Raw genomic sequence first — 15,314 nt, 5'->3', positions numbered from 1 at the left:
CGTCAGACCACGCGCTTCAAGTCCACACCTAGCGACTGCGCAAAGGCTTTCACGAGCGGGCTGCGCGGCGCGCTCTGGCGCAGGATGAGGTTGAAGGGCGTGCTCAGGTGAATGAGGTCTGGACGCAAGGCGCGGAGCTGGCCGTCACGCACCTGATTGCGGGCATAGTGTTCGGGCAGAAAGCCGATGAAGCGCCCGGTCATGATCAGAATCGCCACGGCCTCTACCTGCGAGGCCGATGCGGACTGACTGTCGTAATTGACGAAGCTCGCCTTGTCCCGGTGAATGGCGTATCGGTGATTGATCACCTGGTAATGCCGAAGGCTGTCGACGTCCAGATCGTGCTCGGCCATGTCGAACAACGGGTGACCTACGGCGCAGTAGGCGTGGGAAAGCTCCTCGTAAAGCTCGAAATAATCGAACTCCTCGCGACGCTGGTAGACCGGAACGATGCCCACACTCAAACGCCCTTCGACCACACCGCGCTCAATGTCGTCGAGTTGTGAGGCGTGGACACGCAGCCTTACTTTGGGTGCTTCATCGTGCATTGTTCTCAGCGAATCAATTAACGGTGAACTTTTATCGGACATCGTGTTATCGATAACGCCAATACTCAGGTCGCCGATCAGTTCGTTTTGCGCCGAACTAATCCGGTCTCTGAAAGTGTCCACCGAGGCAAATAGTTCGATGGTCGCCTGATAGACCAGTTTGCCCTCTTCCGTCAGATGAAACCCTTCCCGTCCACGGGTACACAGTCGCATGCCGATACGGATTTCGAGGTCCGAAATCTGCTTGCTGATCGCCGCCAGGCCTACGTTCAGCTCATTCTGCGCGGCACTGAAACCGCCCGCCTCGACCACGGCCTGAAAGACCCGAAGCAGCTTGAAGTCCATTCCACTGAGCGATAACGGCGGTCGAATCCCCGGTTTTGGCGGCACGTTTCCAGAAGTGGAAAGTGGAGTTTCCATAATGCTTATTTACCTCGCCCGTTATATTCAACAGGCTTTGACCCACAACAAAAACATGCCCGAATGACAATAATGAACACAGAAAATGGCGATTGGCAACCATACGCATGGCGCCCTGATCAGCGACCCCTTCGCTGATTTAAAGACGATAAAACCTGACACATTGATCAAGACTTGCAACTCGAAACTGCCCTCAATTTTCAGCGAATACCCCGGTTCTCGATGCGTGTACACACCCTGCTCGACCGGTTTGAAGGGCTGTTCACTGGCATCGAATACACGCCGCCTGAACACAGCGTCGGAGAAACACCATGAACCAGCATCAGGCAGAGCGTCTGCAAGCCGAACGCAAAAAGTCCGAGGACGCGTTCGACATCACTCAGTACGAACACGTACCCCGCCGCTATTACGGGCGGATTTTCTTTGCCACCCTCATCGTGATTGCATTGGCAGGCCTGGCTCGCGCGTTCGCCAACGGGCAGATCGAGTGGGGTTATATCGGCCAGTTCCTGACTTCCGAAGCGATTTTATGGGGCCTGCTCAACACCATCGTCATGTCGATCCTGGCGATGATTCTGGGCGTGGTGATCGGCGTCATTACGGCCATCATGCGCATGTCGGCAAACCCGATCCTGCGCTACGTAGCAATCCTGTACACCTGGCTGTTTCGCGGCACACCGTTGATTCTGCAACTGCTGCTGTGGTTCAACCTGGCCCTGATCTTCCCGGTGATCGGCATCCCCGGTGTGTTCCAGCTCGACACCGTCACGTTGATGACTCCCTTCGTCGCCGCGCTGCTGGGTCTGAGCATTAACCAGGGTGCATACACCGCCGAAGTCGTCAGGGCGGGCCTGCTGTCGGTAGACACCGGTCAGTACGAAGCCGCTAAATCCATTGGCATGCCGCGCCTACAGGCGTTGCGTCGGGTGATTCTGCCTCAGGCCATGCGCGTGATCATTCCGCCCGTTGGTAACGAATTCATCGGCATGGTGAAGATGACCAGCCTCGCCAGCGTGATTCAGTACTCCGAGCTGCTGCATAACGCGCAGAACATTTACTACGCCAACGCCCGCGTCATGGAGCTGCTGATTGTCGCCGGCATCTGGTACCTGGCCGTGGTCACCGTTCTGTCCTTCGGCCAGAGCCGTCTGGAACGGCGCTTCGCACGCGGCGCCGGCAAGCGTTCGTAAGTCAGGCCCTGGAGATTCAATATGAGAAGCATCGTCAAAGCCGTCGGCCTGAACAAATACTACGACCAGTTCCACGCCCTCAAAGATGTCAGCATTGAGGTCGAGCAAGGTGAAGTGCTGTGCATCATCGGCCCCTCGGGCTCGGGCAAGAGCACGCTGCTGCGTTGCGTCAATCAGTTGGAAAAGATCGACAAAGGCGGCCTGTGGGTCGATGGCGAACTGGTCGGCTACCGCATTGTCGGCAACAAGCTGCACGAGCTGAACGAAACCCAGATCGCGCGCCAACGACTGAGCACCGGCATGGTGTTCCAGCGCTTCAACCTGTTCCCGCACATGACCGCACTGCAAAACGTGGTCGAAGGCCCGATTCAGGTGCTCAAGCGCTCGCCCAAGGAAGCCAACGAAGAAGCGATCGAACTGCTCGCCCGCGTCGGCCTGGCAGACAAACGTCACGCCTATCCCGTCGAGCTGTCAGGCGGCCAGCAGCAGCGCGTGGCGATTGCCCGCGCGCTGGCCATGCGGCCCAAGCTGATGCTGTTTGACGAACCCACTTCTGCCCTGGACCCGGAGCTGGTAGGCGAAGTGTTGTCGGTGATGCGCGACCTCGCGCACAGCGGCATGACCATGATCGTTGTGACCCATGAGCTGGGCTTCGCGCGCGAAGTTTCCAACCGCATGGTGTTCATGGACGGCGGCCAGATTGTGGAGGCCGGCAGCCCGGAAGACATTCTAATAAGCCCACAAAACCCAAGAACCCAAAGCTTCATTTCTGCCGTTCGCACCTAAACCAGAACAAACGAGAACGACCATGAAAAAAATGATCCTCCCTACCTTGCTCGCCGGCCTGATGGTCTCCGCTTCGGTATTGGCTGCCGTGCCCGCCAGCCTCAAGGAGAAAGGCGAAATCACAGCCGCCATCGTGCCGAACTACCCGCCGATGGATTTCAAGGACACCGCCACCAACACGCTGACTGGCCTGGACGTGGACCTGGGTAACGCACTGGCCGAACGTCTGGGCGTGAAAATCAGCTGGCAGGAGACTGCGTTCGAGCAGATGGTCAGCGGCCTGGTGACCAAGCGCTTCGATATCATTCTGTCGGGCATGACCGACACCGCAGAGCGTCAGAAGTCGGTGACCTTCATCGACTACTTCACCAGCGGCCCGCAGTTGTACACGCTGACCAAGAACACCGAGCTGAATCAACTGACCGACCTGTGCGGCAAGAAAGTCGGCACCAGCCGACGCACCACCTGGCCTGCGGAAATCGCGGCATGGAGCAAGGAAAACTGCGAAGCAGCCGGTAAGCCCGCTATTATCGTGACCGGCTCCGAAGGCTCCGCCGATGCGCGCGCGCAACTGCGTCAGGGCCGTCTGGATGCAGCCATGCAAGGCAGCGAAACCATTCCTTACCTGATGTTGCAGGAAAAGGACACCTACAAACCAATCGGCCAGCCGATCTCCAAGCAATTCACCGGCTTGGGCGTGAACAAGTCCAACCCGGAGCTGGCTAAAGCCATCGCCGAAGCGATGCAGGCCATGGTCGATGACGGCACCTACGGCAAGATCCTCAAGAAATGGGACCTGGAGCAAGGTGCAGTGACCAGGATCGAGATGAATCAGGGCAAGTAATAGCGCGAGCCTGCACGGACGATCCCGCAACACGATCCTGTAGGGGCGCGCTTGCCCGCGAATGGGTTATGTCAGATACGGAATTATCGTCTGACTCACCTCAATCGCGGGCAAGCGCGCTCCTACAGGGGATCGCGGTGCTTCAGCGGCTCTTCGGCAAGGCAACACAAAGGACATAAGAACAACAGTGGCCACCTACTCCCTCGTCATTCGCCGCCTGATGGTGTGCTCGCTCACCATCGTCATGAGCCGCGCGATGACCAGCCCGTTGCTGACGCTGTTCTTGGCCACCAGACTGGGACTGAACCAGCAAGATGTCGGGTTGTTGATGGGGATCGCGGTGTTCCTCGCCACCCTGTTGGGGTTGTATGGCGGCTACGTCATCGACCGCCTGGAAAAACGCAAGCTGCTGATCCTGGCGATGCTGTCCAGCGCCATCGGCTTCACCCTGCTGACCCTTGCCCAGAACGTCTACCTCACCACCTTGACCCTGGTCATCACCGAGACCGCGTCAGCGCTTTTTCTGATCGGGTCCAAGGCGATCATCAGCGAAAACCTGCCCATCGGCGACCGCGCCAAAGTGTTCTCACTGCGCTATACCCTGACCAACATCGGCTACGCCACCGGCCCGATGCTTGGCGTATTGATTGCCGGCCACTTGCCGCTGGCGCCGTTTCTGATCGCCAGCGCCATCGCGTTCGGCAGCCTGTTTCTCATGATCGGCATCCCGCCGACCGTGGCTGATCGTGAGCATCAACCCCGCAGTTTTCTCGACACCCTGGCGACACTCAAAAGCGATCGAACGTTGATCCTGTTCACCGGCGGCAGCCTGCTCAGCACCATCGTGCATGGCCGCTATACGCTGTATCTCTCTCAGTTTTTGCTGGTCACTCACACCTCGGCGCAGGCGCTGAAAATCCTTTCGGCGGTCCTGGCCTGCAACGCCGTGACGGTCATCCTGATGCAGTATCAGATCGGTCGCTTTCTCAAGCGCGAGCAGTTGCCGTACTGGATATGCTTGGGCACTGCGCTGTTCGCTGTCGGTCTCATCGGTTTCAGCTTTGCGCAGACCACGGCGGCATGGTGCGCGGCGATGTTCGTCTTCACTTTGGGTGAGATGATCATTTATCCGGCCGAGTACCTGTTCGTCGACACCATTGCCCCCGAGCATCTGCGTGGGAGTTACCTGGGCGCACAGAATCTGGCGGCGTTCGGCGGCGCGATGAGCCCGGTGATTTGTGGCTATCTATTGATCAATACCCCAGCGCCGACGATGTTCTATGTCCTGGCGTGCCTGACGGCGGCGGGGGGAACGTTGTGTTTTCTCAGCGGGCGACGCGCGAAGCTCAGTCATGTCGATATCCCGCTCTGAACCGCCAGACTGAGTACCAACTCGCTCCCGGGCGAATGAAAACCTGAGGAGCGCGCTTGCCCGCGAATGCGTTATGCCAGAGCCGAATACATCAACCGGCACACCGCATTCGCGGGCAAGCGCGCTCCTACAGGGTGGACGACGCTCAGTGCAACAGACGAGCACCGGTATCTCGAACAGTCGAAATTGTTACTTTTCAAATCCGCCGCAAACAGGCGAGTATGTCCGGTCTAGAGCTGTCGGTCTGACGGGCCCCTTCCAGAGCATCGAGCCTGCCCAGACTGTCCTGATTTCCACTTCCCTGACGAAAAGGATATCGAGCAATGATCTACCGCACGCTTGGCCAATCCGGCCTCAAGGTTTCGACGCTGACCCTGGGTTCCATGATGTTCGGTGTGCAGACCGGCACCGAAGAGTCGCTGCGCATCATCGACAAAGCCTGGGACCAAGGCGTGAACTTCATCGACACGGCCAACGTCTACAACGCCGGTCGTTCAGAAGAAATCGTCGGCGAGGCCATTGCCAGACGCCGCAGCGAATGGGTGTTGGCCACTAAAGTCGGCAGCAGCTCCGGCAACACCGCGCCAAACACCAGCGGTCTGAACCGCAAGCACATTTTCAACGAGATCGAGTCCAGTCTGCGTCGTCTGGACACCGACTACATCGACATCCATTACCTGCACAAGGAAGACCACAGCACGCCACTTGAAGTGACGGTGTCGGCCATCGGCGATCTGATCCGCGAGGGCAAGATCCGTTATTGGGGCGTTTCGAACTTCCGTGGCTGGCGCATCGCTGAAGTGGTCAACGTTGCGCAGCGCCTGGGCGTCGACAAGCCGGTCATCAGCCAGCCGTTGTACAACATCGTCAACCGTCAGGCGGAACTGGAGCAGATCACTGCGGCCAGGTTCTATGGCCTGGGCGTGGTGCCATACAGCCCGCTGGCTCGCGGCGTGCTCAGCGGCAAATACGCACCGGACGTCACGCCCGACAGCAGTACCCGCGCGGGCCGTCAGGACAAGCGCATCCTGGAAACCGAATGGCGGACGGAGTCGCTGCATATCGCGCAGAAGCTGCAGGCGTATACGAAGGACAAAGGTGTCGGTCTTGTCGAGTTCGCCATCGCGTGGGTGCTGAACAATCAGGCGGTGACCTCGGCCATCGTCGGCCCTCGCACTGAAGACCAATGGGACAGCTACACCAAGGCACTGAGCGTGAAGATCACATCGGAAGACGAGGCCTTCATCGACTCGCTGGTAACACCGGGCCATGCCTCGACACCCGGCTTCAATGATGTACAGCACTTTGTGACAGGCCGTTATCTCTAAGACAGGCGGCCTGTCCAAGTGTGAACTCGCCCGCGATCAGGTGTATCACCTGCAAACATGACGTGACACCTCGATCGCGAAACGGGTCGCCAGTGCGCTCAATCCATGGGATCGACCGGAGGTACTCGCCGTCGAGCCGCCAACCGAGGAAAATAATGGCATCTGGCGATCATTGATCTTCCGTTCGATGAGTTCGATCGTCTGACGACGTGGCCGTTGAAATGCTGCGTCCAGACGACCGTTTTCCGACGCCACGTGTCATCCAAAGGATAGGACACGGCAGGCACATCAATGCTACGAAGCCTTGTAGAATGCGGGCCACCTTAGCGGGCGAAACGATAGCTCACGGTTGACAAGCCGTGTTGCGGCCTCTAGCGTTCCATTGGATCCAATCCCTGATCAGTGAAGAAGATGTCATCGATACGCAGGACTGAGAAAGAAAAATTTCTGCGGGAAGTTCTCGGCGACGAGCAACCGCCTGCGCACCTTGCGCGCGCAGTCATCGAAGAAAAACTACGCGCCGCGATTCTCGACGGACGCCTGCCCGCAGGCATTGCCTTGCGCCAGCAGGAGCTGGCCACACTCTTTGGTGTGAGCCGTATGCCCGTGCGTGAAGCCCTGCGACAGCTTGAAGCTCAATCGCTGCTGCGCGTGGAGACCCACAAGGGCGCCGTCGTCGCCCCACTGATCAACGAAGATGCCACCGATGCCTATGCGCTGCGCATCTTGCTGGAGTCCGAGGCCCTGCGACAGTCGATACCGTTGCTGACAACTGTCGATATCGACCTGGCCCGCAGTTACATCGAACAACTCGAGCTTGAAACCGATTACTCGAAGATTGGCACGCTCAACCGGTTGTTCCACATGACGCTGTACTCCCGGGCGCAGAACAAACGCCTGCTCAAGCTGGTCGAGGACGGTCTGAACGAGGAGGAGCGCTTCCTGCGTTTCAACCTCAAGTACATGGGGCTGGGCAAGCTGTCCCAGCACGACCACATGGAGTTGTTGCAGATGGCTGGGGAAGGTGCCGTCGAGGCAACGGTCCATGCCCTTGCCCATCACTTGAACCGTGGTGTCGAAGCCATCAATACCTACCTGAAAAGCCGCCCGGCGGAAGTCGCCAAGTCCGCCACGGCATCAAGGAAGCGCGCCCTCGTCCAGTGAGGGTTCAACGATCGTGAGCAGCGACCAGGCTCACGTCCAGCAGTTCGCCCCCCTGTCTGCAGTTGCCGCACGCAACCGGATGAGGCAAGGGTTCAATGAGCACCGGTTGCAGTGGTGCCAGCGCCGAAGGACCCGGCCCCACGGTTGTGATAAGCCTGTACAAACAGGCTTGGGGAAAGCGGAGTGAATGCCAAAAACAAATGGCTGATGGTGGTCAATTCAGGACACCCAATCAGAACACGCCTGATCTGCTTCCCGCATGCGGGCGGTGATCCGGAGCAGTTTCGTGACTGGTCGGACGGCCTCGCGGATCACATCGAACTGGTGACACTGCGCCTGCCTGGTCACGGCAGTCGCCTCAAGGAAACGCCTTACGATCAATGGGCGCCGCTGCTGGAGGACACCTTTTTTGCGCTGCAACCCTATCTGACCGAGCCGCACGCATTTTACGGTCACAGCTTCGGTGGCCGTCTGGCGTACGAAATGGCTCGATTGGCGCAAGCGCGGTATCCCGGCTCTACCCGGCACCTGTTCATCTCCGGCTGCCGCAGTCCCGACAGCCAACAGCCTAAACCCTACCTGCATACGTTGCCCAAAGACGACTTCATCGAGGCGTTGATCAAGCTTGGCGCGGCGCCCGAGTCGATACTTCATGACAAGAAGCTGATGCGCCTGTTCGAACCCGTCATGCGCAGCGACCTGAAGCTTTCCGAATTGTGGTCGCATTGCCCTGACGGAGGTCTGAACATTCCATTGACCGCCCTTTACGGCAGCGAAGACCCCCTCGACACTGCCGCCAGCATGATGAACTGGCGCGAGTTCACACGTCGCGAATTCGAGCTGATCGAAGTCCGCGGCGATCATTATTTCCTCAGAGCGCAGCGCAACCGACTGCTGCACATCATCAATACCCACCTGGGGCTGCTGAGCGTCTGACAGACCGCGCAGCGAGCTTCTCCCCTGTCGTTGGGAAACAACGGCTGGGGACCTGCGCCGAAAAGGTTGTAGCCTCCCCCGCTCGTCCGCCCGCACCTGAGGTGTCGGCGCAATGCATTCATAAACAGTCTCCTCCCGACAAGCTTTCTGCGCCCGCCAGCCTGCTCACCTATCGTGAAATCTCCCGGCCTGGACACAGCGCGTTTCTGTGTTTCAGGCACACTCGCAGAACGACATCGGCTGCAGTCGATGCCGTAAACGCATGTCATGAAGCAATAAAAGGAGCAGTGCAAAGGGCGGAGACGTCATGAGGGATGCCCCTCAACGTCGCCCACATAAAATTCATTCAAAACCGATTATTCAGTTAACGCGCAATGCTGAACGAGGCATTCGTTCATTATTATCAATTCTGACTCATTTGAGTTGGAAGGGTTGCGCTCGCGCCAATAAAACTTAACTCATAAGTTTTAACGCCCAACTATTGCCGCAGATTTTCCCAAACTTAAAAATTATAAAAAAGCATTTGCCCTCGCCTTAACAAGTGTTTTAACGTTTTCCCGTCGCCGCTCACCTGTCCACGACAAGCTGTATAAACCAGCACCAACAGGGAGCTCGACGCAGGAAAACTAATTCCTGATTCATCAAATACGTTAACTAAACGAAGTTCTGTTCGAGGACTGCGCTCGGTCGCCGATCGTGAAAAACGGACCAACGCTTATAAGCCTGGGCCAACTTTCACTTCATGCCGACTACCCATGCGCACAACAACTTGCAACTTCAACACTCAAGGACGTCTCTATGAACACTCAGAAACAACTATTGAACCGCAAGAAATCGGAACTCAGTGCTCACCCGATCTTCTCCGAAATTGATTCACTGGATGTACTCCGACGGTTTATGGAAGCTCACGTCTTTGCTGTCTGGGACTTCATGTCACTGACCAAACGTCTGCAACAGGAGCTCAGTTGCACGCAATTACCTTGGTTGCCGCCAAGAGACGCCAAAGCGGCGCGGCTGATCAATGAAATTGTACTGGGAGAAGAGTCAGACAATCGCGTCGATCACGGCCATTACAGCCATTTCGAGTTGTATCTGGACGCCATGCGGGAAGTCGGCGCCAGCACCGCCCGTGTCGAGCGCTTCGTTGCCCTGCAGAAGGAAGGGGTGCATTACGAAACCGCACTGGAGAGCGTCAACGTTGAAAAGGCCGCCTGCCGGTTTGTTCGCGACACCCTCGACACCGCAATCAATGCTCCCGCGCACAGCGTGGCCGCAGCGTTTCTCCATGGACGTGAAAGCGTCATCCCGCAGATGTTCCAACGCATCCTCGACGACTGGGGAATTACCGCCAATCAGGCACCCACCTTCCGCTACTACCTGGAACGGCACATCGAGGTGGACTCCGAGGACCACGGGCCAGCTGCCGAATCCTTGCTTGCACGCCTCGTGGACGGCGACGAGCAACGCGAACGCGAAGTCTACGAGGCTGCCATTGCCGCCGTGGAGAGCCGCATAGCGCTGTGGGACGCGCTACGCGTGAGCATGCGCGAACCGGCGCTGGAGGCCAGCGCATGAACCAGTCGCTGCTTGCCGCTACCTCACTCACCCATACAGGGACGACATCATGAAAGCCGAAGACTACCTGTCATTCGTCGATGCCTGGGAAGGCCGTGCAACCATCCGCACACGCCCGCGCCGCATCGTCGAAAACGATGAAAAGCTCATCTATCCACTGAGTCGCCAGCCGCTGGTGCTCAGTGAGACCTTCACCCGTGAGTGCCCGCACCTGCGTGACTTCGCGTTGATCCAGAGCTTGTACAAGTTCATCAACGACGTGGTGATTTTCGAGACCGAGATCGTCGACAAAACCGCACGCAGCATCGCCAAGGATCACTTCGCGATCCGCTTTCCCTTCGCGTGCCGATACGACGCCATGACCGTGGTCGTGGATGAGGATTACCACGCGCTGGTGGCGATGGACTTCATGCAACAAACCATCGCGCTGACGGGCATTCAGCCCATTCAACTTCCACATGAAATCGAGCTGAGTCGGGCGATTCCCGCTGCATTGGCGCTCGCACCCGACCACCTGCGCAGCGCAGTCGAGCTGATCTGTGTCGCTATTGCTGAGAACACCGTAACCAACGACGTCGCCGCGTTCGCCAAGGACGAGACGGTCAAGCAATCGATCAAGGGCCTGATGGCGGACCATCTGCTGGACGAAGGCCGGCATTCGGGCTTCTGGGCAAGATTGGTGCGTATTTACTGGCACGCGGCCCCTGAGCAGGACCGAGAAACCATCGCCCGCATCATGCCGGTGTTCATTGCTCAATATTTGACCAACGACATCCAGAGGTCCTTCGACTTTGTGTTGATCGACCAGCTTACGGTCACCGAGCCCGTCAAACAGGCGCTCAAAGACGAAACCCAAGCCATGTGCTTCCCGATCAACCGCCACCACCCGTTGGTGGGCAACATCGTGCGCTTCTTCAAAACCAGCTCGATGCTCGACTCCGCCTGTGTACAACATGCGCTCGCCGACTATTTGCCGGCAGGAGTGGCCCAATGAAACGTCTGGACATTTTACTCATTGGTCACAGTCAAGCCCTCGACGCGCTCAATACCGAGCTGGAAGCTCACGGGCATCTGACTCATCGACTTGCGGACGCGCAGACGCTGGAACACAGTCCGGTATACGGCGCTTCTTTGCTTATCGACGATGGCACGCTGGCGCTGACCAGCACGCGTCTCGCCGCATTCAAAACCGACGTACACCTTGGTCTGCGTGTCGGGCTCACCCCTGACTTGCCGGGCGCATTACCTCGACTGGAATTGCTGTGCTGGTATGGCTCGGCCGTCGCCCAGAAGCTTATCGCACGCCGCGCGGTACCGGCCGAGCCCTCAGGTAACGGTCGAATGCTACGCGACACCGCTATCGCGGCGCTGGTGGACGCCGTCGCCTTGCTGGTCAGCCGTCTCGCTCGGGACGCCAGCTTCTCTCTACCGTCCGAACGTGTCGAGCCGCCACAGAGTGAATGGCAGGAGGGTCTGCACACACTGGATCGACTGGCGTTCGAACACCGTTTTAACCAGACCGCGCAACCGCACCTGCTGAGCATCGCGCGGCAACCGATGGTGGCACGCCTGGATCAGAGCTTCGCGACGTTTGCGGACCGCTATGCCTTGAGTATCGACGGCCAACGCATTCGTTATGACGCATTGCGCGAACACAGCGTGGCCATCCAGGCGCAGATGCTGCCGCTACTCACACGTTCTGCAGACGAGCCACTGGTGATCGGCATCTGTCTGCCGAAGTGCGCCGCATTGTTCGCGGGGATTATCGCGATTCTTGGGTGTGGCGCGGTGTATCTGCCGCTCGATCCGGGTCAGCCGCTGCAACGCCAGCAGTACATCCTTGAAAACGCCAAAGCAGCGTTGCTGCTGCATGACGGTCAGCATCCGCTTGCAGGTCAAAGCCTGCCGGGGCTGGATATCAGCGCGGTAGAAGTCATGGCGACGCAGCAGTCATTCATGTGGGTCCGCCCGGAGACCGAAGCCCCGTGCATGGCGCTGTACACCTCCGGCACGACCGGGCATCCCAAGGGCGTCATGCTCAGCCAGCGTAACCTGAGCCACTTTACCGCGTGGCACGCCGAGTATGTCGGTCTGTCGGAGCACAGCCGTGTACTGCAGTTTTCGACGTTGAGTTTCGATTCCTCAGTGATCGACATCTTTCCGACACTGCTAAGCGGCGCCGAACTGGTGGTCGCCAGCGAAGACCAACGCCGAGATCCGCTGCAGCTTATGGAGCTGCTCGACCAGAACCTGAGCCACGCCTTTCTACCGCCTGCGTTGCTCAGCATTCTGCCAGTGGAGCGCCCTTTGAAACTCGAGCATCTCTGCACGGGCGGCGATGTCTGCGAGCCGTATGTGATCGAGCGGCTGGCGGCGCATTGTCAGTTCCACAACCTTTACGGCCCGACGGAAGCCACGGTGCTGATCACTGCGGGCCAGTTCCAGCCGGGCAGCAGCAATCGCAATCTGGGTCGGCCTATCGCCAACAGTCAGTTGTTGATTCTTGACGAGCAGATGCAGCCGGTTGCCCAGCAGACACCGGGCGAGTTGTACATCGTGGGGCCTGGCGTCGGTCTGGGTTACATCCACAATCCAGTCCTGACCGACGAACGCTACGTGCGGATCGCGCTTGGTGACGGAGAAAGCGTGCGCGCCTACCGCACGGGTGATATCGGCAAGTGGGGCGACGAGGGCGTGGAGTTGTCCGGGCGACGGGACAATCAGGTGAAGATCCGGGGTTTCCGGGTTGAACCGGAAGAAATCGAACACTGCCTGCGCGACAGCCAAGTGTACCGACAGGTCGCAGTGGTGATCGATGATCAACGCCGGATTCTCGCGTTTTTAGCGCAACCGCACGGTGTCGAACCCGACGCTGCGCGGCATCAGCTCAAGGCCCACGTAGAGCGTTTGCTGCCTGAGTACATGCGCCCGGCAGCCTACACCGAGCTGGCAACAATGCCCTTCGCCAATAACGGCAAGATTGACCGCAAAGCGCTGCTGCAATTGCCGGTCAACATGGCGGAGCAAGCGCCACGCCGTCCGCCGGAAACCGAGAATGAGCGAATCCTGCAGAAACTGTGGGCCGAGCTGCTGGAGCTCCCTCCCGGGGACATTTCGACCGATGAAAGCTTTTTCAACCTCGGCGGTCACTCGATTCTGCTGTCGCAAATGCTGCTAGGCATCCGCGATCAATTTGGCCGCAGTATCCCCATCAACCGCTTCATCGAATCGCCCACGCTGATCAATCTTGCATCATTGATCACAAGTGACGGCACTTCATCCTGGACGGTCAGTGCGCAAGCGCTTAAAGATGCTTCGACGCCCTTCAAGATGTCGGTCTTGCCCGTAGGCAAACTCGGCGACGTACACAAGATCATCGTCACCGGTGCCAATGGCTTTCTGGGTGTTCACCTCGTCGAGGCACTTTTGGCGTGGGGTGCGACCGAGGTGGCGTGCCTCGTCCGTGAAGGCGACGGCATGACGGCGCAGGACCGGTTTGTTCAATCCTTGCGCGAAAACCGGTTGGAGCATCTGGACCTGAACAGGGTCCGGGTCTATGCCGCCGACATTACCCGGCCGCAGCTCGGCCTGACTGACGACGTTTATGAGCGACTGGATCGTGAGTTCGGCGCTTTGATCCACAACGCAGCCAACGTCAATCATGTCCAGGATTACGAGACGCTCGTCAGGGACAACGTCAAACCGATCTTCGAGTGCCTGAGGTTGTGCGAAGGGCGCAGCAAGAAGGTGTTCAACTTCGTCTCGACGCTCTCCGCCTCGAGCGCCGTAGACGCCGATGGCAGCGTTCTGGAGGCGCCTGCGGCCGAGACACCACCGATCTACATCAAGAATGGCTACAACCTCTCCAAATGGGTCGCTGAGCGCGTCCTGCAGCAGGCGCGCGATCAGGGTACGTGGGTCAACATCTACCGCCCTGGCAACATCGCCTTCAACAGCGTCACCGGCGTCTGTCAGCCACATAAGAACCGCTTGATGCTGATGCTCAAGGGTTCGATGCAGTTGGGTCAGGTGCCCGACTTCTCGATGACCTTCGACCTGATGCCCGTGGACTTCCTAGCCCGCTTCATCGGTTTTCACAGCAGCCGTTATCAACCTTCACGCGCGGTATTCAACCTGCACAACCCTGAGCCCTTGAGCTGGACCGGTTACGTCGATGCGTTCCGCGAAGCCGGTCGCGAATTCGAGATGGTCAGCGTCGCGCACTGGCAGACGCAGCTCAAGCGGGTGGACAGCCAGAACGCGCTGTTCGGCGTGCTGGGGTTCTACCTCGATGGCTTCGAGGAAGACATCGGCGACATCTCGACGATCGCATACCAGAACGCCTTGGCCGGCGTGCAACGCATGGGCGAACGATACCCGCAGAAATCACCGGAGCTCCTGCGCAAAGGCTGCGACTACCTGAAAGAAATCGATTTCATCTGACTCACCCCAAATGCAGCACTCACGTACGTCATGGAGAACGACATGAACGCAATCAACACGAATCACAATCTGAAACCCGACACCTTGATCAGCAACCCTGTTGGCAACCCGGTCGTGTCGACAGTTTCAGTCCCTGGAGACACGCAGGCAGTCTGGGCTGTCGTGGGTGACTTCGGCGGTTTCGCGACATTCATTCCAGCGCTGGCCAGCATCGAGGTCATCGGCACCGGACCGGGTGCGGTTCGCCACAAGAAATTCAAAGAAGGGGGCCTGGCCGTCATCGAGCAATTGAATTCCCGTGATGACTATGCGCTGTCCATGACCTGGACAACGATTTATAACAATCTTGGAATCCGCAACCTCTGGGCGTCCATGACGGTAGCGCCTACCGGTGAACGCAGTTGCGACGCGACTTGGACGATCATCGCAGAACCCGCTCAGGACAATCCGGCCAGCCCTGAAGAATTCCGCAACTTCCTTCAAAGCTTTGCTGACGACGCCATGAGCAACGTGAAAAAGCTCTTCGCCTGATAAACGACCTTTCAGGCGAACGCCCGCTATGGATCAGGTCATCAGGTCCAAGCGGGCTTTTTGTTGTCCTGAAACGACAAAACCCCTGGCTGCGTAAGCAGACAGGGGTTTCGGAATTGAATCTTGACGATGACCTACTCTCACATGGGGAAACCCCACACTACCATCGGCGATGCA

12 protein-coding genes are annotated in these 15,314 nt (G+C 58.3%); 11 read left to right on the top strand and 1 reads right to left on the bottom strand.

What is annotated here, in order from left to right; genetic code table 11:
• Positions 1 to 2 precede the first annotated feature (2 nt).
• On the bottom strand, positions 3 to 968 hold the full coding sequence (locus BMY73_RS25780) for a LysR family transcriptional regulator (RefSeq protein ID WP_092410681.1): 966 nt from the start codon (positions 966 to 968) through the stop codon (positions 3 to 5).
• 311 nt (positions 969 to 1,279) lie between these two features.
• On the opposite strand from BMY73_RS25780, the gene BMY73_RS25770 reads away from it, so the two are divergent.
• The 11 genes from BMY73_RS25770 to BMY73_RS25720 all read left to right on the top strand — a co-directional run bounded on the left by BMY73_RS25770 (position 1,280) and on the right by BMY73_RS25720 (position 15,137).
• Complete coding sequence (locus BMY73_RS25770; RefSeq protein ID WP_092410677.1) at positions 1,280 to 2,158, top strand: amino acid ABC transporter permease; 879 nt, start codon at positions 1,280 to 1,282, stop codon at positions 2,156 to 2,158.
• 21 nt (positions 2,159 to 2,179) lie between these two features.
• Positions 2,180 to 2,944, top strand: coding sequence for an amino acid ABC transporter ATP-binding protein (locus BMY73_RS25765; RefSeq protein ID WP_062391049.1), 765 nt, complete (start codon positions 2,180 to 2,182; stop codon positions 2,942 to 2,944).
• Positions 2,945 to 2,966: 22 nt separating this feature from the next.
• Complete coding sequence (locus tag BMY73_RS25760; RefSeq protein ID WP_092410675.1) at positions 2,967 to 3,788, top strand: ABC transporter substrate-binding protein; 822 nt, start codon at positions 2,967 to 2,969, stop codon at positions 3,786 to 3,788.
• Between the two features lie 187 nt (positions 3,789 to 3,975).
• Positions 3,976 to 5,160 (top strand): MFS transporter, encoded by a 1,185-nt coding sequence (locus BMY73_RS25755; protein WP_092410673.1) that lies wholly within the window; start codon positions 3,976 to 3,978, stop codon positions 5,158 to 5,160.
• A gap of 323 nt (positions 5,161 to 5,483) precedes the next feature.
• A complete protein-coding gene (locus BMY73_RS25750; protein ID WP_062391046.1) occupies positions 5,484 to 6,488 on the top strand; it encodes an aldo/keto reductase in 1,005 nt (334 codons plus the stop codon).
• A 420-nt stretch (positions 6,489 to 6,908) separates the two neighbouring features.
• Positions 6,909 to 7,652 (top strand): GntR family transcriptional regulator, encoded by a 744-nt coding sequence (locus BMY73_RS25745; protein ID WP_062391060.1) that lies wholly within the window; start codon positions 6,909 to 6,911, stop codon positions 7,650 to 7,652.
• A 183-nt stretch (positions 7,653 to 7,835) separates the two neighbouring features.
• Entirely contained in the window at positions 7,836 to 8,588 is a 753-nt protein-coding gene (locus BMY73_RS25740; RefSeq protein ID WP_092410671.1) for a thioesterase II family protein, read from the top strand.
• Between the two features lie 798 nt (positions 8,589 to 9,386).
• The gene (locus tag BMY73_RS25735) at positions 9,387 to 10,163 is read left to right on the top strand and encodes a DUF3050 domain-containing protein (RefSeq protein ID WP_062391044.1); all 777 of its coding nucleotides are present in this window, start codon (positions 9,387 to 9,389) and stop codon (positions 10,161 to 10,163) included.
• A 49-nt stretch (positions 10,164 to 10,212) separates the two neighbouring features.
• Positions 10,213 to 11,157: a diiron oxygenase gene (locus BMY73_RS25730; protein WP_092410669.1), complete on the top strand. Its 945-nt coding sequence runs from the start codon at positions 10,213 to 10,215 to the stop codon at positions 11,155 to 11,157.
• Entirely contained in the window at positions 11,154 to 14,606 is a 3,453-nt protein-coding gene (locus tag BMY73_RS25725; RefSeq protein ID WP_092410667.1) for a non-ribosomal peptide synthetase, read from the top strand. Before BMY73_RS25730 ends, BMY73_RS25725 begins: the two co-directional genes overlap by 4 nt.
• Before the next feature lie 51 nt (positions 14,607 to 14,657).
• Positions 14,658 to 15,137, top strand: a complete 480-nt coding sequence (locus BMY73_RS25720; protein WP_062391059.1) for an SRPBCC family protein — start codon at positions 14,658 to 14,660, stop codon at positions 15,135 to 15,137.
• Positions 15,138 to 15,314: the final 177 nt, after the last annotated feature.

This window comes from Pseudomonas sp. NFACC02, assembly GCF_900110765.1.
Lineage (GTDB): Bacteria > Pseudomonadota > Gammaproteobacteria > Pseudomonadales > Pseudomonadaceae > Aquipseudomonas.
Note: the sequence above shows the minus strand (reverse complement) of the source record. Positions and strands in the feature narration are given on the sequence as shown.